The following is a 21785-nucleotide window of genomic DNA, read 5'->3' on the forward strand; positions in this document are numbered from 1 at the left end:
GTCACATCCGGAACAGGCCGAAGGCCGGGTCGGCGAGCGGCACCCGTGAGGCGACGTCGAGCGCGAGCGCCAGCATCCGGCGCGTGTCGACCGGGTCGATCACGCCGTCGTCCCAGAGCCGCGCGGTGGCGTAGTAGGGGTCGCCCTGACGCTCGAACTGCTCGCGCACGGGAGCCTCGAACGCCGCCCGCGCCGCGTCGTCCCATTCCTCGCCGCGCGCCGCCAGCTGGTCGGCTTTCACGGTGGAGAGCACGGATGCCGCCTGCGCCCCGCCCATCACCCCGATGCGGCTGCCCGGCCAGCTCCAGAGGAACCGCGGCGAATACGCCCGTCCGCACATGGAGTAGTTGCCCGCGCCGAAGGAGCCTCCCACCACGACGGTGAACTTCGGCACGCGCGTGGTGGCGACGGCCGTGACCATCTTCGCGCCGTCCTTCGCGATGCCCGCCGCCTCGGCGTCGCGGCCGACCATGAAGCCGGAGATGTTCTGCAGGAACAGCAGGGGGATGCCCCGCTGATCGCACAGCTCGATGAAGTGCGCCCCCTTGAGCGCGGACTCGCCGAACAGCACGCCGTTGTTGGCGAGAACGCCGACCGGGTGACCCTCCACGCGCGCGAAGGCGGTGACCAGTGTCGTGGCGTACTCGCGCTTGAACTCGTGCACGCTGCCGGCGTCGACCAGGCGGTCGATCACCTCGTGCGGGTCGTAGGGCCGGTTCACATCGACCGGGACGACGTCGTACAGGCCGTCGGGGTCGCGCGCCGGCTCGGCCGACGGGTGCACCGGCCCGACGGGCGGCGCGGCGGCGGGAAGGGTGAGCACGATGTCCCGCAGGATCTCGAGGGCATGCTCATCGTCCTCGGCGAGATGGTCCGCGACGCCGGAGCGCCGCGCGTGCAGCTCTCCCCCGCCCAGCTCCTCGGCGGTGATCACCTCGCCGATGGCGGCTTTCACCAGCGGCGGCCCCCCGAGGAAGATCGTCCCCTGGCCGCGCACGATCACCGTCTCGTCGCTCATCGCGGGCACGTAGGCCCCGCCGGCGGTGCAGGAGCCCAGCACGGCCGACAGCTGCGGGATGCCGGCGGCGGAGAGCCTCGCCTGGTTGAAGAAGATGCGGCCGAAGTGGTCGCGATCGGGGAAGACCTCGTCCTGCATCGGCAGGTAGGCGCCGCCGGAATCGACGAGGTACAGGCAGGGCAGCCGGTTCTCGAGGGCCACTTCCTGCGCGCGCAGGTGCTTCTTCACCGTCATCGGGAAGTACGCGCCGCCCTTGACGGTGGCGTCGTTGCAGACGACCATCACGTGCCTGCCGTGGACGAGTCCGATGCCCGCCACGACCCCCGCAGCGGGCGCCTGACCGTCGTACATTCCCTCGGCGGCGAGGGGGGCGAGCTCCAGGAACGGGCTGCCCTCGTCGAGCAGACGTGCGATGCGCTCACGCGGCAGCAGCTTTCCGCGGGCGCGGTGACGCTCGCGGGAGGCGGCTCCCCCGCCGTCGGCGACCCGATCGAGCCGTTCGCGCAGCCCCGCAGCGAGGTCGCGCTGGCCGGGTTCGGCGGGCGAAGTCAGGGCCGCGGCGCTCATGCTGTCTCCATCGACGTCACGATCGCGTCACACCGGTTGTCGGCAGGGGACGCGCCGGGTTAGTTTTCACTAACCGAGGCTCTGATGTTAGCGAGGATTAACTGAGATGACAACGGGTCTGACCGACCGCGGGCGTGCCAAGGCCGACCGCCACGCCGCGCTGCTGCGCGAGGCTGCGCGCCTGTTCGCGGATCGCGGGTTCGCCGGGGTCAGCCTCGAGGATCTCGGGGCTGCCGTCGGCGTCACCGGTCCCGCGGTGTACCGACACTTCCCCAACAAGCAGGCCCTGCTCGGGGCGATCCTGGTCGGGGTGAGCCAGGGCCTGCGCGACGGCGGCCGCGAGGTCGTCGATGCCGGCGGCGAGCCTGTCGACGTGCTCGACGGCCTCATCCGTTTCCATGTCGACTTCGCCCTCGCGTCGGCGGACGTGATCCGCGTGCAGGACCGCGAGCTGACGAGTCTCGTCGATGCCGAGCGCCGTGCCGTGCGACGTCTGCAGCGGGAGTACGTCGAACTCTGGGTCGCGGTACTGTCCCGCCGCTACCCCGCCCTGTCCGCGCCCGAGGCGCGGGTGCGCGCGCACGCCTGCTTCGGACTCATCAACTCCACCCCGCACAGCCTGCGCGCGGCCCGCGACACGGTCGCCGACGCGGACGTCCGCGGCATCCTGCGCGCAATGGCGCGCGCCAGCCTCGCCGCGTGACGTCCGCGCCGGTCAGGCCAGCAGCATCGCCCGGCCGGGCTCGCGCAGCACCGCCCCGACGTCCGCGAGGAACCGCGCGCCCTGCTCGCCGTCGACGACCCGGTGATCGAACGACAGGCTGAGGGTCAGCACATCGCGCAGCGCCACCTGACCCTCGTGCTCCCAGGGCGTCCGGCGCACCGTGCCGAGGGCGAGGATGCCCGCCTCGCCCGGGTTGAGGATCGGCGTGCCGGCATCCACTCCGAAGACGCCCACGTTGGTGATCGAGAACGTCCCGCCCGACAGCGCTGCGGGGTTGGTCCGCCCGGCGCGCGCCGTCTCGGCCAGGTGTCCGATCGCGTCGGCGAGCTCGGCCAGGCCCAGGCGGCCGGCATCCTTGACGTTGGGCACGATGAGGCCACGCTCGGTCGCCGCCGCGATGCCGAGGTTCACCCGCCCCCACTGCACGATCTCCTCGTCGCCCCACCGCGCATTGAGCATCGGATGCCGCGCGAGTGCGAGGCAGGTGGCCTTCGCGGCGAGGGCGAGGATGCCGATGCGGGTGCCCGCGAGCCGGCGGTCGTCGCGCAAGGACGCCAGCAGCGTCATCGATGCGGTCACGTCGACGGTGAGGAAGACGGTGGCGTGCGGGGCGGTGAAGGCGCTCTGCACCATCGCCGCGGCGGTGTGCTTTCGCACGCCCCGCACGGGGATGCGCAGATCGTCGGATGCCGCGGCGGGAGTCGCGGCGCCGGGGGTCGGGCGCTCTGCGGCGGGTGCGGGGGCGCGCGGCGAAGGGGGTGCCGTCCGCGCATGGGCTTCGACGTCCGCCCGGGTGATGAGCCCGCCCGGTCCGGTCGGCACGACCGTGCGCAGCTCGACGCCGAGGTCCTTCGCCAGCCGCCGCACCGGCGGCGTCGAGCGGGGGCGCTCGACCAGGTCGGGCTCCGGCTCCAGCGCATGGACCGCGTCGTGGGGCGCGGCCGCGCGCACCTCGCTGTCACCCGTGGCGAGCCCACCGCGACCGCGACGTCGACGCGCCGGGCGCGCGGTGGAGGCCGGGGCCGCGCCGTAGCCGACGAGGTGCGGCTCCCGCGCCGGTTCGGCGGGGGCGGGGCCCGCATCATCGCCGTCATCGTCGCGGGCGTCGTCGTCTGAGCCGACGACGAACGAGATGATGAGGCTCCCCACCGCCACGACCTCGCCTGCGGCCGCGTGCAGGGTGTGCACGCGGCCGGCATGCGGCGACGGCAGCTCGACGATCGCCTTGGCCGTCTCGACCTCCGCGAGCGTCTGGTTCAATGCGATCTCGTCGCCCTCCGCGACGAGCCACTGCACGAGCTCGGCCTCGGGAAGGCCCTCGCCGAGGTCGGGGAGGCGGAACTCGGCGATCACGGCGTCACCTCCGACAGGCTGTGCGGTCGGTCGAGGACACGATCGACGGCGTCGAGGATGCGGTCGAGATCCGGCAGGTGGTGGCGTTCCAGCTTGGCCGGCGGGTACGGGATGTCGTGCCCGGTGACGCGCACCGGCGCCGCCTCGAGATGGTGGAAGCAGCGTTCCGTGATGGCCGCGATGACCTCGGCCCCGACTCCCGCCTCCGCGGCCGCCTCGTGGGTGACGACCATGCGGCCCGTCCGCCGCACCGACGCGGCGACCGTGTCGAGGTCGATCGGCGACAGCGACCGCAGATCGATCACCTCCAGGGAAAGCCCGTCATCCTCGGCCGCCGTCGCCGCCTCCAGCGCGGTGGCGACCTGGGCGCCGTACGTGACGATCGTGGCATCCCGCCCCGTGCGCACCACGCGTGCCAGCCCCATCGGTGCGGCGTCGGCGAGGTCGACGTCGAGGTCCACCTCACCCTTGGCGTGGTAGAGCCGCTTGGGCTCGAAGAAGATCACGGGGTCGTCGCACGCGATCGCCTGACGCAGCATCACGTAGGCGTCGGCGGGGTTCGACACGGCCACGACGCGCAGTCCCGACGTGTGCACGAAGTAGGCTTCGGGCGACTCGGAGTGGTGCTCCGCCGCCCCGACTCCGCCTGCCCACGGCACGCGCACCGTCAGCGGCATGCGCACTGCCCCACGTGTGCGGTAGTGGAACTTGGCGACCTGGCACACGATCTGGTCGAACGCGGGATAGACGAAGCCGTCGAACTGCATCTCGACGACGGGGCGGAATCCGCGGAACGCCAGCCCTACGGCGGTGCCGACGATGCCGGACTCCGCCAGCGGGGTGTCGATCACCCGCGAGGGCCCGTAGGCCGAGAGCAGTCCGTCGGTGATGCGGAACACTCCGCCGAGCGTGCCGACATCCTCCCCCATCACGAGCACCGACGGGTCGTCGGCGAGGGCGCGGTGCAGTCCGGCGTTGAGGGCCTTGCCCATGGTCAGCTCGGTCATCGCGCCTCCTCCTCGAAGCCGTCGAGATAGGCCGCGTACGCGCGGCGCTGCCGTTCCAGCCCGGAATGCGGCTCGGCGTAGACCTCGTCGAAAACCGAGAGCGGGTCGCGGGTGCGGTAGCCGAGGCACACCGCGCGCACCTCGGCGGCCAGCCGGTCGGCGTCGGCGGCGATGTCGGCGGCAAGGGCGTCCCCCAGCGCACCCCGCGCCTGCAGCAGCGTCTGCACCCGCGCCAGCGGGTCGCGCGCGCGCCACACCTCCACCTCGGCGGCGTCGCGGTACCGCGTGGGGTCGTCGGCGGTGGTGTGCGGGCCCATGCGGTAGGTGACCGCCTCGATATAGGCGGGGCCCGCGCCGCTGCGGGCACGCTCCAGCGCCCACCGCATCGCGCCGTAGCACGCCAGCACGTCGTTGCCGTCGACCCGCATGCTCGGGATGCCGAAGGCGGGTGCCCGGTCGGCCAGGGGGGTGCGCGACTGCACCGTCACCGGCTCGGAGATCGCCCACTGGTTGTTCGAGCAGACGAAGACGACCGGGGCGCCGTAGGACGCGGCGAACACCATCGCCTCACTCACATCGCCCTGGCTGGAGGCGCCGTCGCCGAAATAGGTCACGGCCACCTCGTCGCAGCGTGCGCCCTCTGCCGCGGGGGTGCGCTGAATCCCCATCGCGTACCCGACGGCGTGGAGCGTCTGCGCCCCGATGATGATCTGCGGACCGGCCGTGCCGCGCGCGAAGGGGTCGCCCATCGACTGCTCCTCGCCGCGCCAGACCTGGATCAGCTGGGTCGGCGTCGCCCCGCGGACGAGCTGCACACCCGACTCCCGATAGCTGGGGAAGACGAAGTCGCTCTCGCGCAGCGCCCGAGCCGTGCCGACCTGCACCGCCTCCTGGCCCTGACACGGCGCCCACAGGCCCAGCTGTCCCTGACGCTGCAGCGCGACGCCCTCGGCATCCAGCCGCCGGGTGCGCACCATGTCGCGATACAGATCCGCCAGGAGCGCGTTGTCGACATCGGCGACCCACCCCTCCAGGGCGGGGTCGGAGACCCGCTCGCCCTCGGCGGTGATCAGCCGCGACACCTGTCCCATGTCGGTCGTGGGGCCCATCGCCGTGCTCGGTGGGTACGTCATCGTCGCCTCCGTCCCGGTGTCCTTCGTGGGGACGCCGTCGGTTCGCGCCGGCCTCGTCGCCGACTCCCGCGAGCGTATGTCGGCGATGCACCTAGCTCAAGCATCCTCCTCGACGTTGAGCAGGTTGCGCATATCGGCGCCGGAGACGCGTGTTACGGTTGCGCACTATGAGCCCTCTCGACCAGGTCGACATCGCCCTTCTCGACGCCCTCGCCGACGATCCGCGTGCGACCGTCGTCGCCCTGTCCGAGCGTCTCGGGCTCGCGCGCAACACGGTGCAGGCGCGCATGGCGCGACTCGACCGGGCCGGGGTTTTCCTGTCCTACGAACGGGCGATCGCGCCCGCCGCACTGGGCTTCCCGCTCGAGGCGATGCTCGATGTCGTCGTGCGCCAGGCCGACCTGCCGCGCATCACCCGCGAGATCGCCGAGATCCCTGAGGTCATCCAGGCGCACGGCGTGAGCGGGCCGGTGGACCTGGTCGTGCGGGTGGCCGCCCGCGACACCCAGCATCTGTTCGACATCGACGCGCGCATCCTCGGCATCGGCGGCGTGGAACGCACCGAGACGGCCCTCGTCATGGAGGAGGTCATCGGCTACCGGGTGCGCCCTCTCATGGCATCGGCGCGCCGGGAGCGGTGACGGCCGGCCGGCGACGCAGCGCCGGCGATGCGCCGTCCAGGCGGACCAGCACGACGCCGGCGAGCACCAGTGCCCCACCGAGCACCTGCACGGCGCCAGGAGCCTCGGCGAGCACGATCCAGGCCACCAGCAGCGTGAAGAGCACCTCCGACAGCCCGACGAACGATGCCAGTCGCGCCCCGGTGCGGGGCACCGCCATCACGCCGAGCGCGTAGCCCAGGGTCGTGCCGACAGCGGCGACCCAGCCCAGGGGCACCCACCAGGGCAGTTCCATACCGGCCAGCACCACCGTCACCGGCGGGGCCGCGAAAGGCAGCACACCGGTCAGCAGCAGCACGCCGATGAGGGCGGTGCCGACGAGCAGACCACCCGACGCGAGCGCCAGCGGCGCGATGCGGCCCCCGCTGCGCTCGGAGATCACGAAGTAGGCCGCCGCGCAGATCGCGGCCCCCAGGGCGAGCAGAGTGCCCAGCGGCTCGAAGCGTGCGCCGGCGATGTCGACCACGAGGACGAGGCCGGTCATCGCCACGACCGACCCGGTGACGACGGCGCGCGACGGCGCGCGACGCGTGCGCGCCCACACCCACAGCACGATCAGCACCGGCGCGATGTACTGGATGAGCAGGGCGACCGCCACCGGCATCCGCTGCATGGCCGCGAAGTAGAACAGCTGGCACCCTGCGACCGCGGTCAGCCCGAACGCGATCACCACCCCGCCGTGGCGGCGCACGAAGGAGCGGTCGCGGCGCAGCGCCCGCACCAGCGCGGGCGACAGCACGAGGCCTGCGACACCCATGCGCACGAGCAGCACGGCGCCGAGCGACCAGCCGGCCTCGAGCAGGGGCTTGAGGAAGGGGCCGCTCGCGGAGAAGGCGAGCGCCGAGGCGACCGCCATCACCAGCCCCGAGGTGGCGCGGGATGCCGCGACGATCGGAAGCGGCATCGGGGCGGTGTGCGTGCTCATGTGCGCCTGGCCTGTCAGGAGTGTCGTGTGATTCACTGGTGACAGTACTGGTCATCAATGTCAGGAGTCAATGTGGTGTTCGCCCGTGACACACGCCAGTCCCTCGCCGCGGCCGTCGACCTCGTGAACACCCTGCCCGCGACCGACGTGGACGGCCTCGATGGATTGCGCACACCCGCCGATCTGGAGGCCTTCATCGCCGAACGCCCCTACACCGGCTCGTTCGCGCGCGACGATGCGGAACTGGAGGCGGTGCGTGCGCTGCGCCCCCGGCTGCGGGAGCTCTGGCTCGCCGACCGCGAGACGGCGGTGCCCCTGGTCAACGCGATGCTGCGCGATGGCGCCGCCCTCCCGCAGCTCGTCATCCACGAAGGACTCGACTGGCACATCCACGCCACCGGCGACGACGCACCGCTGGCGACACGCATCCTCGTGGAGACGGCCATGGCCTTCGTCGACGTCATCCGCGCCGACGCGTACGAGCGCATCCGGGTGTGCGCGGCGGACGACTGCCTGTCCGTCTATGTGGACTATTCCAAGAACGGCTCGAAGCGCTACTGCGACACGGGCAACTGCGGCAACCGCATGAACGTCATCGCGTACCGTCGGCGGAAGGCGGCAGAAACGCCCTGATCGCCTCGGCCGCCGGCTGCGGCGTCTCGTAGTGGATGAGATGCCCGACCCCGTCGATCTCCACCAGGCGGGCGTCCGGGAAGAGCGTCGCCAGGTGCCGCTCCGCCTCGATCGGGGTGATGTCGTCCTGCACGGCGGCCACCAGCAGGGTCTGCTGTGCGATCGCGGGCGCATGCGCGCGGATGTCGTTGGACACCGACGCCAGGAACGCGTCGTGCAGCACGTCGCGATCGGCGAACCGGGAGAAGTACGCGTCATGCTGGGCGTGCACGAAGCGGCGCAGCTGCGGGTCGTGCGTCTTCGTCATCGACACACTCATGACCCGCACGATGAGGCGGCTGCGCAACAGCGCTTCGCCGATGGGGCGCGGCAGGCGGGCGCCGGCCCAGTAGTAGAAGACGGCCAGCCGGGTGAGGATGCCGCGTGGGCCTTCCAGCGCGGGCGCGCCGATGGGATTCACGAGGATCACGCGCGGGGTCGGCAATCCGCCGGCGACCGCTGCGGCGACGACGATCGAGCCGAACGAGTGGCCGAGGATCGCCGCGCCGGGCGCCGTGGCGGCGACGAAGTCGGTGAGCCACTGCGCGTAGGCCGCGAGGTCGTGACGGCGTCCCGGCAGCGGCGCGGTCTCTCCGAACCCCGGAAGATCGGGCATCAGCACGCGGATGCCGTCGAGATGCGCGACCACCGGCTCGAGACCGTGGTGGTCGCCGCGGAAGCCGTGCACGGCGACGACGGTCTGGCTCGCGTCGTCGGGCCCGTACTCCCAGTAGACGGTCGCGCCGCCCTGCACCGCGACCTCGCGACGGCGCACCGGGATGCGCGCGAGAGACGGGGCGTACGGGTGCACAGCGGTCATCCCTCGAGTCTACGAGCCGGGCGTCGGTGCGCCTGCCCGGCGATGTCCCCACCCGGCTTTAGCGTTGAGGCTATGACGACGTGGCAGCCCGAGCCGCTCCTCGGCTTTCCCGAGCCCCCGCGCGTACCCGCATGGACGCGCCTGGTGGGCGTGTTCGACCTCGAGACCACCGGGGTCGACGTCGAGACCGATCGCATCGTCACCGCGCACGTCGGAGTGATCGACGGCTCCGGCGCCGTCGTGCACGCGCGTGACTGGCTGGCGGACCCCGGCGTGGAGATCCCCGAGGGCGCGACCGCCGTCCACGGCATCACGACCGCGCACGCTCGCAGCGAGGGCAGGGCCGCGGCCGAGGTCGTCGCCGACGTCGTCGACGCGCTGCGCGGGCTGTTCGCCTCCGGCATCCCCGTCGTCGCCTACAACGCCTGCTACGACTTCTCGCTGCTCAAGCACGAGGCGGTGCGTCACGGCATCGCGCCGCTGAAGAACCCGGCCCCGATCATCGACCCGCTCGTGGTCGACAAGGCGCACGACCGGTTCCGTCGGGGAAAGCGCACCCTCGAGGCCGTCGCCGCCCACTACGCGGTGCCCCTGGAGGGCGCCCACGACGCGTGTGCCGACGCGGTCGCCGCCGGGCGGGTGGCGCAGGCCATGGCCGAGCGCTTCGGGCCGCAGCTGCCTCCCAGCGCGCAGGAGCTGCACACGCAGCAGGTGGCGTGGGCCCGGGCGCAGGCGGAGAGTCTCACGGAGTACTTCGTGAAGATCGGCCGCCTCGACCCCGACGACCGGCTCGACGGCAGCTGGCCCGTGCGCTGAGCACGCGGCCGACACCGGAGAACGACGAAGGCCCCGCCGGAGCGGGGCCTTCTTTCGCGGCTGCTTACTTGCTGCCGAAGTTCTTGAAGCGCTGGTTGAACTTCTCGACGCGGCCGGCCGAGTCCATGATGCGCTGCTTGCCCGTGTAGAACGGGTGCGAAGACGAAGAGATCTCGACGTCGATGACGGGGTACTCGGTGCCCTCGAACTCGACGGTCTTGTCGCTGGTGACGGTCGAGCGCGTGAGGAACAGTTCGCCCGAGCCCAGGTCGCGGAACACGACGGGCCGGTAGTCGGGGTGGATGTCAGTCTTCATGAGGTGTCCTTGAGGTGGTGCTCTGGATTTTGCCAGAACGGTCAAAGTCTGCGGTGCGAGCGCACCAAGGAACGATTCTATCAGCCCTGCACCGATGCCGGTGACCGCGGCAACCCGTGGCGCCGATCCCCGTGCACACCGTCGCAGAATCGGGCGGTTTCGGCCCCGCACGCGCGGCCGCGACCCGCGGCGCGGCGGATCGGAGACGTTGTGCACGCCCGGCTTCACCGCGCGGCCACGGCCAGGCGAGCAGCCCCAGGCAGACTGCCCGTGCACACCGTCGCAGAATCGGGCGGTTTCGGCCCCCGCACGCGCGGCCGCGACCCGCGGCGGGGCGGATCGGAGACGTTGTGCACGCCCGGCTTCACCGCGCGGCGCCGAAGGCGGCGGGATGGTCAGGCGGAGGCGTACTCGGCGCGAGCGGAGTAGCGACCGGCCTCTTCGTGCAGCACGATCGGCAACCCGAACGTGGCGGTGAGGTTCTCGGCGGTGAGCGTCTCGGAGATCGGGCCGCCGGCGACGATCGCTCCGTCGCGCAGCAGCAGCACGTGGGTGAACCCGACGGGGATCTCCTCGACGTGATGGGTCACCATGACCATCGCCGGGGTCGTGGGGGCCTGCGCATACCCGCTCAGCAGGCCGAGCAGCTCCTCACGGGCACCCAGGTCGAGACTCGCGGTGGGCTCGTCCAGCAGCAGCAGTTCGGGGTCGGTCATGACCGCACGGGCGATCTGCACCCGCTTCTGCTCACCGTCGGAGAGCGTGCCGAAGGTGCGGTCGGCCAGGTGATCGAGCTTCCACTCGGCCAGCACGCGCAGGGCGCGGCGCTCGTCGATGTCCTCGTACGCCTCATTCCAGCGCCCCACGACGGCGAACGCGGCGGTGAGCACCACGTTGAGCACCGTCTCCTCGGGCGGCACGCGGCGCGCCATCGCCGAAGAGGCGAATCCGATGCGCGGACGCAGCTCGAACACGTCGGTGCGCCCGAGGCGCTCCTCCAGGATCGTCACCGTGCCGGAGCTGGGGTGCAGCAGCGTCGCAGCGAGCTGCAGCAGCGTCGTCTTGCCGGCGCCGTTGGGTCCGAGGATCACCCACCGCTGATCGTCGGTGACGGTCCAGTCGACATGATCGACGATGTCCCGGGCGTTCCGGCGGACGGAGACGTCGGAGAACTCGAGAACCTCAGCCATGCCTTCCAGCCTATCGGCCACGGGCGATGACCTCGGCGTACAGCGCCGCCGTCGTGTCGGCGATGGCCTGCCAGCTGAATTCGGCCGTCGCGCGCTCGCGCCCCGCCCGCCCGTACGCCCCGGCGCGCTCCGGGTCGGAGACGACCTCCGTGAGCACGGCCGCGAGGTCGGCGACGTAGCGGTCGGGGTCGACCGGCGTGCCAGTGCCGTCCCGCACCTGCTCGATGGGCACGAGGCGACCGGTCACGCCGTCGACGACGACCTCCGGGATGCCGCCGGTGGCGGTGCCGACCACGGCGGCCCCGCACGCCATCGCCTCGAGGTTCACGATCCCCAGCGGCTCGTAGACCGAGGGGCAGACGAACGTCGTGGCCGCCGTCAGCAGGGTGCACAGCTCGTGGCGCGACAGGTGGCGGTCGATCCACACCACGCCCGACCGGGTCTGCTGCAGCCCACGCACGAGCTCCTCGACCTCGGCCATGATCTGCGGGGTGTCCGGCGCGCCCGCGCACAGCACCAGCTGCACCTCGGGCGGCAGCAGTGCGGCGGCGCGCAGGAGGTACGGCAGGCCCTTCTGGCGCGTGATGCGTCCGACGAACACGACACTCGGGCGAGTGGCGTCCACCCCCAGCTCCGCGAGCAGATCGGGGTCGTTCACCGGGTGCCACGCCTCGGTGTCGATGCCGTTGTAGATGACGCGCACCTTGCCGGGGTCGAGCTCGGGGTAGCTGCGCAGGATGTCCTGCCGCATGCCCTCGCTCACCGCGACGATGGCCGCAGCGCCCTCGTAGGCGGTCTTCTCGATGTAGCTCGACACCGCGTAGCCGCCGCCCAGCTGCTCGGCCTTCCACGGTCGCAGCGGCTCGAGCGAGTGCGCGGTGACGATGTGCGGGATGCCGTGCAGGAGCGACGCCAGGTGCCCGGCGAAGTTGGCGTACCAGGTGTGGCTGTGCACGACATCGGCGCCGGCGACATCGCCGACGATCTCAAGGTCGGTGCCCAGCGTCTGCACGGCGGGGTTGGCGGATGCCAGCTCCGCCGGCACCCCGTACGACACGGTGTCCTCCTCGTCGCGGTCCGTGCCGAAGGCACGCACCCGCACCTCCATCCGCGCCCGCAGCGCCGCGACCAGCTCGGTCACGTGGACGCCCGCCCCGCCGTAGATCTCGGGCGGGTATTCCTTGGTCACGATGTCGACGCGCATGCCACGAACGCTAGTACAGCGCAAGGCCTCGCGCCGTGGTGGCCCGCCGGGTCGCGGTGGCCATAGTGTGGTCACATGCCTGCGACGCCGAAGGTCTTCGGAATCATCCTCGCTGGAGGCGAGGGCAAACGACTCATGCCGCTCACGGCGGACAGAGCCAAGCCGGCAGTCCCCTTCGGCGGCCAGTATCGCCTGATCGACTTCGCGATCTCCAACCTCATCAACTCGGGGTTGCGGCAGATCGTGGTGCTCACGCAGTACAAGTCCCACAGCCTGGACCGCCACATCTCGCAGACGTGGCGCATGTCGGCGCTGCTGGACTCCTACGTCGCCTCGGTGCCGGCGCAGCAGCGTCTGGGCAAGCGCTGGTTCTCCGGCTCCGCCGACGCGATCCTGCAGAGCCTGAACCTCATCAACGACGAGAAGCCCGACATCGTCGCGGTGGTCGGCGCCGACCACGTCTACCGCATGGACTTCCGGCAGATGCTCGAGGCGCACATCGCCTCGGGACTGCCGGCGACCGTCGCCGGCATCCGCCAGCCCATCTCGATGGCCAACCAGTTCGGCGTCATCGAGGTGACCGACGAGGATCCGACGAAGATCAACCGGTTCCTCGAGAAGCCGCAGGACCCCACCGGGCTCCCCGACGCGCCGCACGAGGTGCTCGCGTCGATGGGCAACTACATCTTCAACGCCGACGCACTCATCGCCGCCGTCGAGGCCGACGGTGAGTCATCGTCATCGAACCATGACATGGGGGGCGACATCATCCCCTACTTCGTCGACCGTGGCGAAGCCGGCGTCTACGACTTCAAGCGCAACGAGGTGCCCGGCTCCAACGATCGCGACCGCGACTACTGGCGCGACGTGGGGACGATCGATTCGTTCTTCGACGCCCACATGGATCTGATCTCGACCCTCCCGGTGTTCAATCTGTACAACACCGCGTGGCCGATCCATTCCCAGACGGTCAACTCACCGCCGGCGAAGTTCGTGCGCGACTCGGTGGGCCGCATGGGCAATGCGATCGACTCGATCGTGTCGCTCGGTTCGGTGCTTTCGGGAACGCACCTCGAACGCAGCGTCGTGGGGCCGTGGGCCCTCACCGGCGGCGGGTCGACGATCACCGACTCGGTGCTGTTCGATCACGTCGACATCGGGGCGGGCGCCCGGGTGCACCGCGCGATCCTCGACAAGAACGTCCGCCTGCTCGACGGCGCGACGGTGGGCGTCGACCGCGCACGTGATCTGTCCCGCGGGTTCACGGTGACCGACTCGGGCATCACGATCGTCGGCAAGAACGTCGTCGTCGAGCGCTGACCCGGCACGGGACATGGCGCCGCGCGCGCTAGCGTAAAGGTGTGCTGCCTGCCCGGTTCCTCGTCGTGTTCGACGCCGATTCCACCCTGATCCGCAACGAGGTCATCGAACTCATCGCCGATGAAGCGGGGCGCGGCGCAGAAGTGGCGGCGGCGACCGAAGCCGCCATGCGCGGCGAGGTCGACTTCGCCACGAGCCTGCGGTCCCGGGTGGCTCAGCTGGAGGGCGTGCCGGTGGCATCCTTCGCCCGCGTGCTCTCGCGTGTCGAGCCCACTGCCGGCGTGAGGGAGCTGATCGACCAGATCCACGCCCGCGGCGGGATCGCTGCCGTGGTCTCCGGCGGCTTCCACGAGATCCTCGACGACGTCGCGCCCGATCTCGGCGTCGACGTGTGGCGGGCGAACCGCCTCGTCACCGCGGACGGGTCGCTCACCGGCGTCGTCGACGGCGAGATCGTGGATGCCGCGGGTAAGGCCGCCGTACTGCGCGCCTGGGCCGCGCAGTACGGCGTTCCCCTGTCGCGCACCATCGCCGTCGGCGACGGGGCGAACGACCTGCAGATGATGGCGGCGGCCGGGCTCGGACTCGCCTTCAACGCCAAGCCCGCCGTGCGCGCGCAGGCCGACCTCGTCATCGACGGCCTCGACCTGCGCGAGGTCGTCCCACTCCTCCCCTGAGCCCTGCGGGGGCGCGCACCGAACGTCAGCGCCGAGACACCGGGGCACCCGATGTCGGAGCACCCGCGTAGCCTCCGGGCATGGACATCATCCTCATTCCGGGACTCTGGCTCGACGCGTCATCGTGGGACGACACCCTCCCGGCGCTGCGCGCCGCGGGCCACTCCCCCCGCCCGCTGACACTCCCCGGCGTCGGCGCGACCGCGGCCGAGAGCGCCGGCATCGGCATGACCGACTGGATCGAGGCCGTCGTGGCCGAGATCGACGCGGCATCCGGCCCCGTGGTGCTCGTGGGTCACGGCGGCGGCGGCAACGTCGCGTGGGGCGCTGCCGACGCCCGGCCCGACAAGGTGGCGCGCGTCGTCTTCGTCGACAGCGTCCCGCCGCCCAGCGGCGCCGTCATCTCCGAGTTCGACGTCGTCGACGCAGTGGTGCCGTTTCCCGGCTGGGACTCCTTCGATGACGACGACATCGCGGATCTGGACGCGCCCACCCGAGAGGCGGTGGCGGCGCGCGCCAAGAGCGTTCCGGCGCGCGTTCCGACCGACCCGCTGCAGCTGACGGACCCCCGACGTCACACCGTGCCGGTGACGATCCTCTCCGGGGCGTTCGATGACGCCGCGTTCCGCGCCGCGATCTCGAAGTGGGGCGCGTTCGCCGACGAGTTCGGGGCGATCGAAGACGCGCAGGTGGTGCACCTCGGCAGCGGTCACTGGCCGCAGTTCTCGCAGCCCCAGCCCTTCGCCGAGACGCTCGCGCGCGCCGTCTGAGCGTCGGTGCGGGGTCAGTGCCCCATGCCGAGGCCGCCGTCGACCGGGATCACGGCGCCGGAGATGTAGGCGGCGTCGTCGGAGGCGAGCCAGGTGACCACGCCGGCGACCTCGTCAGGCGTGGCGAAGCGGCCGGCGGGGATGTTGCGCTTGTACTCGGCCTGCGTGTCCTCCGGCAGCGCTGCGGTCATGTCGGTCTCGATGAACCCCGGGGCCACGACGTTCGCGGTGATCCCGCGCGCGCCCAGCTCTCGCGTGAGCGAGCGCGCGAAGCCGACCAGGCCGCTCTTGGACGCGGCGTAGTTGATCTGCCCGGCCGATCCGTACAGGCCGACGACGCTGGAGATGAGGATCACGCGACCCCAGCGCGCGCGCAGCATGCCCTTGGAGGCACGCTTGACGACCCGGAACGCGCCGCCGAGGTTGGTGGCCACGACCGAGTCGAAGTCCTCCTCGCTCATGCGCATGAGGAGGGTGTCCTTCGTGATCCCGGCGTTGGCGACGACGACCTCGACCGGGCCGAGCTGCTCCTCGACCTGGCGGAACGCCGCGTCGACGGCGACGGCGTCGGTCACGTCGGCGCACACGGTGAGCGTGCCCATCGGCCCCTCGCCGGAGCGTGCGGTGACGGCGACCCGGTGGCCCTCGGCGACGAAGCGCTCGGCGATGGCGCGGCCGATCCCGCGGTTGCCTCCGGTGACGAGGACGACGCGTGCAGTGGTCATGGCGGATGCTCCCTGGGTGACGCGGACGTGAGAACCGCCCTAGCCTAGCGGTGCGCCCGTTTTGACACCCGCCCGCGGCACTGGGACGCTGGGGCGAACCCGACGAGAGGCCCGACACGTGAGCAACGCCGACACCACTCCCCCCGCCGACGGCACTCCCCCGGCGGCGGGCTCAGACGCTCGCACGCCCGGATACAGCCCGCCGGCGTATTCGCCTCCTCCGGCGTACAACCCGCCCCCCGCCTATGCCCCGCCCGCGTATGGCGGCCCCGCACAACAGCAGCCGCAGCAGCCGCCGACCTACGGCGCACCCGCTGCGCGGCCCGGCGCGTACGGCCAGCAGCCTCCCGCGTACGGCCAGCAGCACGTCGCGTCCGGCCAGCAGCCTCCCGCATACGGCCAGCAGCCTCCCGCATACGGCCAGCAGCCGGCCTACGCGCCCCCCGGCTATCCCGGCGCCGCGCAGGCGCCCTCTGGCCAGGGGTCCGCCGGCTACCCCGGCGTCTACGGCTATGCCGGGCCCAAGACGAACGTGCTGGCGATCCTCTCGCTCGTGGCCAGCGGTCTCGGCCTGCTCTTCATCCTCCCGGTCATCGGTTCGGTGGCCGGCGTGATCATGGGGCACCTCTCGCTGCGCCAGATCGCCCGCACGGGCGAGCGCGGGCGCGGCGTCGCCCTGGCAGGGACGATCATCGGCTGGATCGGTGTCGGCGCGATCCTCCTGTTCATCCTCCTGATCGGTTTCGCGATCGCGGCGGGCAACGCTTCCTCGACCACGTCCTTCCAGTTCTCCTGACGGGCTCGGCCTGCGCGGGGCGGCGTAGGCTTGATGGACCGTGAAGAAGTCGACCAGCGCTCAGTCTGCGACCTCGCTTCCGTCAGCCCCGCGCGACGAAGCGGGGTCACGCATGACCACCTACTTCATCACGATGGGGGTGCGCGCCACCTGCTTCGTGCTGATGGTCGCGATCATGCCCTACGGCTGGCACACGCTGATCCTGGCGCTCGGAGCTATCGTGCTGCCCTACATCGCCGTGGTGCTGGCGAACGTGGGCAAGGACGCCAAGCCGACCGGAATCGTGGCGCCCGGGCGTGCGCTGCCGGCCACCCCCACCGCCCCGCCGCCGCGCCCGGCCGCAGCCCCCGACGTCATCCGGCTGACCGAACAGCCCCCGCGACCGGAAGATCCCGAGAAGTGACCGAGACCATCTGCTCACGCGCCGGCTGTCGCGACGGCGCCGTCTGGCTCGTCGTCTGGCGTAACCCCCGCATCCACCCCGCCGACCGGCGCAAGACGTGGGCGGCGTGCGAGGCGCATGCGGGGTACCTGCGCGACTACCTGGCAGCCCGCGACTTCCCGGTTGCGGTCGAGCCTCTCCTCCCGGCGGACGCCTCGTGAGCCGGCGTGCCGTGCCGGCGGCGGTGCGCTGGTCGGGATACGTCGCCGTGGCCGTGGTATTCGCCATCGCCTGCGCCCTGCTGTCGCAGTGGCAGTTCGACCGCAACGAAGCCCGCGCGACCCAGCTCGACCTCGTCGCGGCGAACTACGACGCGCCCGCCGTGCCCTTGGCTGACCTGATCCCGGTCGGTGGAGACTTCGATCCAGGCGACCAGTGGCATCCGGTCACCCTCGTCGGCGAGTACGACGATGACAGCACGCTTCTGGTGCGCAACCGGCCGCACGGCGGCACAGCGGCCTTCGAGGTGCTCGTGCCGTTCCGCACCGACGACGGCCGCGTGCTGCTGGTGGATCGCGGATGGGTGCGGCCCGGTGCCGACCAGCCCGAGCCCGACGTCGTGCCGCCGGCCCCCGAGGGACCGGCCACGGTGGTGGTGCGACTGAAGACGGGAGAGGCGCTGCCGACCTCCGGGCGGTCCGCCCCCGAGGGGCAGGTTCCGACCATCCACCTGCCGCTCGTGGCCGACCTCATCGACGACGGGGACGCCCTCATCCTCGATGCCTATGGTCTGATGGTCAGCGAGGACCCCGCTCCGGCGACGACACCGGCCGCCATCCCGTCTCCGTCCGAAGATCCGGGACCGCACCTGTCGTATGCCATCCAGTGGATCCTCTTCGCCGTGATGGGCTTCGTCTTCATCGGCTACATGATCCGCATCGAGCTGCGCCACCGACGCGAGGACGCGGCCGACCGCGCCGACGCGGCCGCCGCAGCGGCGGAGCAGGCCGGGCAGCCCGCGGCTGTCGCGCGACCCGTGCGCCGGCCGCGTCCGGTGCGTCGCCGCAGAGATCGCGATGCCGACGACGAGGACGCGCTCCTGGACCGCGCCTCCCGTTGACCGCCCGGTCGCGGAACGGCCTGTCGCGGATCGGCCACACGGCGGACGGCGTGCGACCCGACGCGGGGCGCGCGCACGATGGGCTCGGATCAGGCCAGCGTGATCAGGTCGGCGTAGTCCCGACCCCAGATGTCCTCGACGCCGTCCGGGAGGATGAGCACCCGCTCCGGGTTGAGCGCGTGCACGGCGCCCTCGTCGTGCGAGACGAGCACGACGGCGCCCTCGTAGTGCGACAGGGCGTCGAGGATCTCCAGGCGCGAGGCGGGATCGAGGTTGTTGGTCGGCTCGTCCAGCAGCAGCATGTTGGCGCTCGAGACGACCAGCGTCGCGAGCGACAGTCGCGTCTTCTCGCCGCCGGACAGCACAGCCGCGGGCTTGAGCACGTCGTCGCCGGTGAACAGGAACGAGCCCAGCACCTTGCGCGCCTCGGTCGCGGTGATGTCGGGGGCCGCGGACATCATGTTCTCCAGCACCGACCTCGTGACGTCGAGGTTCTCGTGCTCCTGCGCGTAATAGCCGATCTTCAGACCGTGGCCGGGCTCGAGCTGCCCGGTGTCGGGCTTGTCGACGCCGGCGAGGATGCGCAGCAGCGTCGTCTTCCCGGCGCCGTTGAGGCCGAGCACGACCACCTTCGACCCGCGGTCGATGGCGAGGTCGACGTCGGTGAAGATCTCCAGCGAGCCGTAGGACTTCGAAAGCCCGGATGCCATGAGCGGCGTCTTGCCACAGGGCGCGGGCTTGGGGAAGCGCAGCTTCGCCACGCGGTCCTCCTGGCGCACGTCGTCCAGCCCGGCGAGCATCTTCTCGGCACGGGCGACCATCTGGTGCGCGGCGGCGGCCTTCGACGCCTTGGCACCGAACCGGGCGGCCTGCTGCTGCAGGACGGTGGCCTTCTTCTCGACGTTCGCGCGTTCCTTCTTGCGGCGCTCCTCGTCGGCCACCCGCTGGCGCAGGTAGTTCTTCCAGTTCATGTTGTAGACGTCGATGACCTGACGGTTCGCGTCGAGGTAGAACACCCGGTTCACCGTCTCGCCGACGAGCTCCACATCGTGCGAGATGACGATGAGTCCGCCCTTGTAGTTCTTGAGGAACTCGCGCAGCCACACGACGCTGTCGGCGTCGAGGTGGTTGGTGGGCTCGTCGAGGATCATGGTCTCGGCGTCCGAGAACAGGATGCGGGCCAGCTCGATGCGGCGGCGCTGTCCTCCCGAGAGGGTCGACAGCGGCTGGTCGAGGATGCGGTCGGGCAGTGAGAGGTTGTGCGCGATCGTCGCGGCCTCGGCTTCGGCCGTGTACCCCCCCAGTGCTTCGAACCGCTCGGTGAGGTTGCCGTACCGCTTCATGGCCTTGGCCGCGGCATCCGCGTCATCCGAACCCATCGCAAGCGAAGCCTCATGCATGCCGATCGCCAGGGAACCCAGTCCGCGCGCGTCGAGGATGCGGGTGCGGGCGAGCATCTCGGGGTCGCCCGAGCGGGGGTCCTGCGGCAGGTAGCCGAGTTCGCCGGAGCGCTCCACGCGGCCATCGGCGGGAAGCAGGTCGCCGGCGAGCACCTTGGTGAGCGTCGTCTTGCCCGCGCCGTTGCGACCGACGAGGCCGACCTTGTCGCCGTCGGAGACGCGGAAGGAGACATCGGACATCAGCACGCGGGCGCCTACGCGGATCTCGAGGTCGTGCACGGCGAGCACAGCGAACGTCCGTTCTTCGGGGGTGGTGGGGGTGGCGGAGGGCCAGCCCCCCAGTATACGTCGCCGCAGCTGCGGCTCCCGCCCGCCCAGGACACCCCCAGCGACGGACCCGGTGTGCGACCTGCGACGGATGCCACGGAACGACGGGATTCCTAGCGTCGAAGTGTGGACCTTCTCAACGACCTCATCCTGCAGGCGGCGGCATCCCCGTGGCTGTACCTCGTGATGCTCCTCGCGGCCGTGCTCGACGGGGTGTTCCCGCCGGTCCCGAGCGAGACGGTGCTGGTCGCGGCGGCGGCCGTCGCGGCATCCGCGGGCGGACCCCACCTCGCGCTGCTGTGCGCGGCCGCGGCGACGGGCGCCGTCGTCGGCGACAACCTCGCGTTCGCGCTCGGACGCACCGTCGGCACCTCCCGGTGGGCGTGGATGCGGCGCCCTCGGGTCGCGGCGGCCTTCACGCGGGCCGCGACGTCGCTGGATCGTCGTGGAGCGATGCTCATCATCGGCGCCCGTTACATCCCTGTGGGACGCGTCGCCGTGAACATGTCGGCGGGCGCCGTCGGGTATCCCTGGGGCCGCTTCCTTCCCCTCAGCATCGTGGCCACCGTCACCTGGACGCTGTTCAGCGCGGCGATCGGGCTGCTCGCCGGTCATTGGGCGACAGACCAGCCGCTGCTCAGCGCCGCCATCGGCATCGCCATCGCGCTGACGATCGGTCTCGTGATCGACCGCGTCGCTGCCCATCGCCGGCGTGACCGTCCCACCCCGTTGGCGGTTCTGGAGGTCAATGGAGTAAAGTAAGCCTGTCCTAACTTCAGGACGCTCCCCGTTTCCCACCGGAGGTCCTCCGTGCCCCGCATCCGCCTTGCCCTCGCCGCCCTCGCCGTCTCCGCCGTGGCGCTCTCCGGCTGTGCCGCCGGCGCGTCGACCCCCGGCTCGCAGCCACCCGCGGAGACCACCGCCGACGGCGCCTTCCCCGTCACCGTGCAGCACGCACTCGGCGAGACGGTGATCCCCGAGCAGCCCGAGCGGGTGGCCACGGTGGCATGGGCCAACCACGAGGTGCCGCTCGCGCTCGGCATCGTGCCGGTGGGCATGAGCAAGGCGACGTGGGGCGACGACGACGGCGACGGCGTTCTCCCGTGGGTCGAGGAGCGCCTCGAGGAGCTGGATGCCGAGACGCCCGTGCTGTTCGACGAGACCGACGGCATCGACTTCGAGGCCGTCGCCGACACGCAGCCCGACGTGATCCTCGCCGCCTACTCCGGACTGAGTGAGGAGGACTACGAGACCCTTTCGAAGATCGCCCCGGTGGTGGCCTACCCCGACGTCCCCTGGGCGACGTCGTACCAGGACATGATCCGGCTGAACTCGGCCGCACTCGGTCTCGCCGATGAGGGCGACCAGCTCATCGACGACCTGCAGGCTCAGGTCGACACCGCCCTCGCGGACCACCCCGCGCTCGCCGAGGCCTCGGTGCTCTTCTCCTACCTCGACCCGTCGAACCTCAGCTCGATCGGCTTCTACACCAGCCACGACACGCGCCCGGGCTTCCTCGAGGAGCTCGGCCTCCCCGCCCCCGCCATCGTCGCGGAGGAGTCCGCAGGCACCGACGGCTTCTACGTGACCGTCAGCTCCGAGCAGGCCGACCGCTTCGCCGACGTCGATGTCTTCGTCACGTACGGCGACCCGGAAGGAACCATCGTGCAGGACCTGCAGGCAGACCCGCTGCTGTCGCAGATCCCCGCGATCGCCGAGGGCCGCATCGCGGTGCTGGAGGACTCCACCCCGCTCGCCGCATCGGCCAACCCCTCCCCCCTGTCGATCGGCTGGGGCATCGACGAGTACTTCGCGGTGCTCGCCGCGCCGCTGGGCTGAGACG

24 protein-coding genes are annotated in these 21785 nt (G+C 71.4%); 13 read left to right on the forward strand and 11 right to left on the reverse strand.

All coding sequences use genetic code 11. The features are described 5' to 3' along the window. Nucleotide 1: 1 nt before the first annotated feature. The gene (locus NQ165_RS03000; protein WP_285181775.1) at nucleotides 2–1585 is read right to left on the reverse strand and encodes a carboxyl transferase domain-containing protein; all 1584 of its coding nucleotides are present in this window, start codon (nucleotides 1583–1585) and stop codon (nucleotides 2–4) included. 106 nt (nucleotides 1586–1691) lie between these two features. On the opposite strand from NQ165_RS03000, the gene NQ165_RS03005 reads away from it, so the two are divergent. Beyond that, nucleotides 1692–2288, forward strand: a complete 597-nt coding sequence (locus NQ165_RS03005; RefSeq protein WP_257531143.1) for a TetR/AcrR family transcriptional regulator — start codon at nucleotides 1692–1694, stop codon at nucleotides 2286–2288. A 12-nt stretch (nucleotides 2289–2300) separates the two neighbouring features. Here NQ165_RS03005 and NQ165_RS03010 read toward each other — a convergent pair whose 3' ends face one another. From NQ165_RS03010 to pdhA, 3 genes are read right to left on the reverse strand one after another with little or no spacing between them, the layout of a single operon-like run. Continuing rightward, nucleotides 2301–3662, reverse strand: a complete 1362-nt coding sequence (locus NQ165_RS03010) for a dihydrolipoamide acetyltransferase family protein (protein ID WP_257531145.1) — start codon at nucleotides 3660–3662, stop codon at nucleotides 2301–2303. Beyond that, nucleotides 3659–4669 (reverse strand): alpha-ketoacid dehydrogenase subunit beta, encoded by a 1011-nt coding sequence (locus tag NQ165_RS03015; RefSeq protein ID WP_257531147.1) that lies wholly within the window; start codon nucleotides 4667–4669, stop codon nucleotides 3659–3661. Before NQ165_RS03015 ends, NQ165_RS03010 begins: the two co-directional genes overlap by 4 nt. Then, nucleotides 4666–5802: a pyruvate dehydrogenase (acetyl-transferring) E1 component subunit alpha gene (gene pdhA / locus NQ165_RS03020; RefSeq protein ID WP_257531148.1), complete on the reverse strand. Its 1137-nt coding sequence runs from the start codon at nucleotides 5800–5802 to the stop codon at nucleotides 4666–4668. Before pdhA ends, NQ165_RS03015 begins: the two co-directional genes overlap by 4 nt. Nucleotides 5803–5969: 167 nt before the next feature. On the opposite strand from pdhA, the gene NQ165_RS03025 reads away from it, so the two are divergent. Next, nucleotides 5970–6443, forward strand: coding sequence for an Lrp/AsnC family transcriptional regulator (locus NQ165_RS03025; RefSeq protein WP_257531150.1), 474 nt, complete (start codon nucleotides 5970–5972; stop codon nucleotides 6441–6443). On the opposite strand, the gene NQ165_RS03030 is transcribed toward NQ165_RS03025, so the two are convergent. Then, the gene (locus NQ165_RS03030) at nucleotides 6415–7407 is read right to left on the reverse strand and encodes a DMT family transporter (protein WP_257531152.1); all 993 of its coding nucleotides are present in this window, start codon (nucleotides 7405–7407) and stop codon (nucleotides 6415–6417) included. The genes NQ165_RS03025 and NQ165_RS03030 overlap by 29 nt on opposite strands. 72 nt (nucleotides 7408–7479) lie before the next feature. Here NQ165_RS03030 and NQ165_RS03035 point away from each other — a divergent pair, with 72 nt between their 5' ends. Next, entirely contained in the window at nucleotides 7480–8040 is a 561-nt protein-coding gene (locus tag NQ165_RS03035) for a CGNR zinc finger domain-containing protein (RefSeq protein ID WP_257531742.1), read from the forward strand. Here the strand turns inward: NQ165_RS03035 and NQ165_RS03040 are convergent. Then, nucleotides 8000–8899: an alpha/beta fold hydrolase gene (locus tag NQ165_RS03040; RefSeq protein ID WP_257531154.1), complete on the reverse strand. Its 900-nt coding sequence runs from the start codon at nucleotides 8897–8899 to the stop codon at nucleotides 8000–8002. The genes NQ165_RS03035 and NQ165_RS03040 overlap by 41 nt on opposite strands. Before the next feature lie 72 nt (nucleotides 8900–8971). On the opposite strand from NQ165_RS03040, the gene NQ165_RS03045 reads away from it, so the two are divergent. After that, nucleotides 8972–9715: an exonuclease domain-containing protein gene (locus tag NQ165_RS03045; RefSeq protein WP_257531156.1), complete on the forward strand. Its 744-nt coding sequence runs from the start codon at nucleotides 8972–8974 to the stop codon at nucleotides 9713–9715. 64 nt (nucleotides 9716–9779) lie between these two features. Here the strand turns inward: NQ165_RS03045 and NQ165_RS03050 are convergent, their stop codons facing one another. The 3 genes from NQ165_RS03050 to glgA all read right to left on the reverse strand — a co-directional run bounded on the left by NQ165_RS03050 (nucleotide 9780) and on the right by glgA (nucleotide 12425). Next, a complete protein-coding gene (locus tag NQ165_RS03050) occupies nucleotides 9780–10031 on the reverse strand; it encodes a type B 50S ribosomal protein L31 (protein ID WP_257531158.1) in 252 nt (83 codons plus the stop codon). A gap of 395 nt (nucleotides 10032–10426) precedes the next feature. Beyond that, the gene (locus NQ165_RS03055; protein ID WP_257531161.1) at nucleotides 10427–11221 is read right to left on the reverse strand and encodes an ABC transporter ATP-binding protein; all 795 of its coding nucleotides are present in this window, start codon (nucleotides 11219–11221) and stop codon (nucleotides 10427–10429) included. Between the two features lie 10 nt (nucleotides 11222–11231). After that, nucleotides 11232–12425 carry a glycogen synthase gene (gene glgA / locus NQ165_RS03060; protein ID WP_257531163.1) on the reverse strand — a complete coding sequence of 398 codons (1194 nt, stop codon included), beginning with the start codon at nucleotides 12423–12425 and terminating at the stop codon, nucleotides 11232–11234. Nucleotides 12426–12500: 75 nt separating this feature from the next. On the opposite strand from glgA, the gene glgC reads away from it, so the two are divergent. From glgC to NQ165_RS03075, 3 genes are all read left to right on the forward strand, one after another. Further along, the gene (glgC, locus tag NQ165_RS03065; RefSeq protein WP_257531164.1) at nucleotides 12501–13745 is read left to right on the forward strand and encodes a glucose-1-phosphate adenylyltransferase; all 1245 of its coding nucleotides are present in this window, start codon (nucleotides 12501–12503) and stop codon (nucleotides 13743–13745) included. A 41-nt stretch (nucleotides 13746–13786) separates the two neighbouring features. Next, nucleotides 13787–14422 carry a phosphoserine phosphatase SerB gene (gene serB, locus NQ165_RS03070; RefSeq protein ID WP_374679365.1) on the forward strand — a complete coding sequence of 212 codons (636 nt, stop codon included), beginning with the start codon at nucleotides 13787–13789 and terminating at the stop codon, nucleotides 14420–14422. Nucleotides 14423–14502: 80 nt separating this feature from the next. Further along, nucleotides 14503–15192 carry an alpha/beta fold hydrolase gene (locus tag NQ165_RS03075; protein WP_257531166.1) on the forward strand — a complete coding sequence of 230 codons (690 nt, stop codon included), beginning with the start codon at nucleotides 14503–14505 and terminating at the stop codon, nucleotides 15190–15192. 14 nt (nucleotides 15193–15206) lie between these two features. On the opposite strand, the gene fabG is transcribed toward NQ165_RS03075, so the two are convergent. Further along, nucleotides 15207–15917: a beta-ketoacyl-ACP reductase gene (fabG, locus tag NQ165_RS03080; protein ID WP_257531168.1), complete on the reverse strand. Its 711-nt coding sequence runs from the start codon at nucleotides 15915–15917 to the stop codon at nucleotides 15207–15209. A 118-nt stretch (nucleotides 15918–16035) separates the two neighbouring features. Here fabG and NQ165_RS03085 point away from each other — a divergent pair, with 118 nt between their 5' ends. From NQ165_RS03085 to NQ165_RS03100, 4 genes are read left to right on the forward strand one after another with little or no spacing between them, the layout of a single operon-like run. Beyond that, nucleotides 16036–16713, forward strand: coding sequence for a DUF4190 domain-containing protein (locus NQ165_RS03085; protein ID WP_257531170.1), 678 nt, complete (start codon nucleotides 16036–16038; stop codon nucleotides 16711–16713). A 40-nt stretch (nucleotides 16714–16753) separates the two neighbouring features. Further along, complete coding sequence (locus NQ165_RS03090) at nucleotides 16754–17116, forward strand: DUF3099 domain-containing protein (protein WP_257531172.1); 363 nt, start codon at nucleotides 16754–16756, stop codon at nucleotides 17114–17116. Continuing rightward, nucleotides 17113–17316: a hypothetical protein gene (locus NQ165_RS03095; protein ID WP_257531174.1), complete on the forward strand. Its 204-nt coding sequence runs from the start codon at nucleotides 17113–17115 to the stop codon at nucleotides 17314–17316. The genes NQ165_RS03090 and NQ165_RS03095 overlap by 4 nt, the downstream gene beginning before the upstream one ends. Further along, nucleotides 17313–18215, forward strand: coding sequence for an SURF1 family protein (locus tag NQ165_RS03100; protein ID WP_257531176.1), 903 nt, complete (start codon nucleotides 17313–17315; stop codon nucleotides 18213–18215). Before NQ165_RS03095 ends, NQ165_RS03100 begins: the two co-directional genes overlap by 4 nt. 89 nt (nucleotides 18216–18304) lie before the next feature. On the opposite strand, the gene NQ165_RS03105 is transcribed toward NQ165_RS03100, so the two are convergent. Further along, nucleotides 18305–19903 (reverse strand): ABC-F family ATP-binding cassette domain-containing protein, encoded by a 1599-nt coding sequence (locus NQ165_RS03105; protein ID WP_257531177.1) that lies wholly within the window; start codon nucleotides 19901–19903, stop codon nucleotides 18305–18307. A gap of 165 nt (nucleotides 19904–20068) precedes the next feature. Here NQ165_RS03105 and NQ165_RS03110 point away from each other — a divergent pair, with 165 nt between their 5' ends. Both NQ165_RS03110 and NQ165_RS03115 read left to right on the forward strand, forming a co-directional pair. After that, complete coding sequence (locus NQ165_RS03110; RefSeq protein ID WP_257531179.1) at nucleotides 20069–20704, forward strand: DedA family protein; 636 nt, start codon at nucleotides 20069–20071, stop codon at nucleotides 20702–20704. Between the two features lie 48 nt (nucleotides 20705–20752). Next, complete coding sequence (locus NQ165_RS03115) at nucleotides 20753–21781, forward strand: iron-siderophore ABC transporter substrate-binding protein (RefSeq protein ID WP_257531181.1); 1029 nt, start codon at nucleotides 20753–20755, stop codon at nucleotides 21779–21781. Nucleotides 21782–21785: the final 4 nt, after the last annotated feature.

The organism is Microbacterium sp. zg.Y1084 (genome assembly GCF_024623595.1).
In the GTDB taxonomy this organism is placed as follows: Bacteria; Actinomycetota; Actinomycetes; order Actinomycetales; family Microbacteriaceae; genus Microbacterium; species Microbacterium wangruii.

Bases quoted from the DNA above. Each gene is read 5' to 3' on its own strand.
- NQ165_RS03025 (WP_257531150.1), top strand. From the start codon at position 5,970: ATGAGCCCTCTCGACCAGGTCGACATCGCCCTTCTCGACGCCCTCGCC.
- NQ165_RS03055 (WP_257531161.1), bottom strand. From the start codon at position 11,221: ATGGCTGAGGTTCTCGAGTTCTCCGACGTCTCCGTCCGCCGGAACGCC.
- NQ165_RS03075 (WP_257531166.1), top strand. From the start codon at position 14,503: ATGGACATCATCCTCATTCCGGGACTCTGGCTCGACGCGTCATCGTGG.
- glgA (WP_257531163.1), bottom strand. From the start codon at position 12,425: ATGCGCGTCGACATCGTGACCAAGGAATACCCGCCCGAGATCTACGGC.
- NQ165_RS03050 (WP_257531158.1), bottom strand. From the start codon at position 10,031: ATGAAGACTGACATCCACCCCGACTACCGGCCCGTCGTGTTCCGCGAC.
- NQ165_RS03045 (WP_257531156.1), top strand. From the start codon at position 8,972: ATGACGACGTGGCAGCCCGAGCCGCTCCTCGGCTTTCCCGAGCCCCCG.
- NQ165_RS03000 (WP_285181775.1), bottom strand. From the start codon at position 1,585: ATGAGCGCCGCGGCCCTGACTTCGCCCGCCGAACCCGGCCAGCGCGAC.
- fabG (WP_257531168.1), bottom strand. From the start codon at position 15,917: ATGACCACTGCACGCGTCGTCCTCGTCACCGGAGGCAACCGCGGGATC.
- NQ165_RS03005 (WP_257531143.1), top strand. From the start codon at position 1,692: ATGACAACGGGTCTGACCGACCGCGGGCGTGCCAAGGCCGACCGCCAC.
- NQ165_RS03015 (WP_257531147.1), bottom strand. From the start codon at position 4,669: ATGACCGAGCTGACCATGGGCAAGGCCCTCAACGCCGGACTGCACCGC.
- NQ165_RS03030 (WP_257531152.1), bottom strand. From the start codon at position 7,407: ATGAGCACGCACACCGCCCCGATGCCGCTTCCGATCGTCGCGGCATCC.
- glgC (WP_257531164.1), top strand. From the start codon at position 12,501: ATGCCTGCGACGCCGAAGGTCTTCGGAATCATCCTCGCTGGAGGCGAG.
- NQ165_RS03040 (WP_257531154.1), bottom strand. From the start codon at position 8,899: ATGACCGCTGTGCACCCGTACGCCCCGTCTCTCGCGCGCATCCCGGTG.
- pdhA (WP_257531148.1), bottom strand. From the start codon at position 5,802: ATGACGTACCCACCGAGCACGGCGATGGGCCCCACGACCGACATGGGA.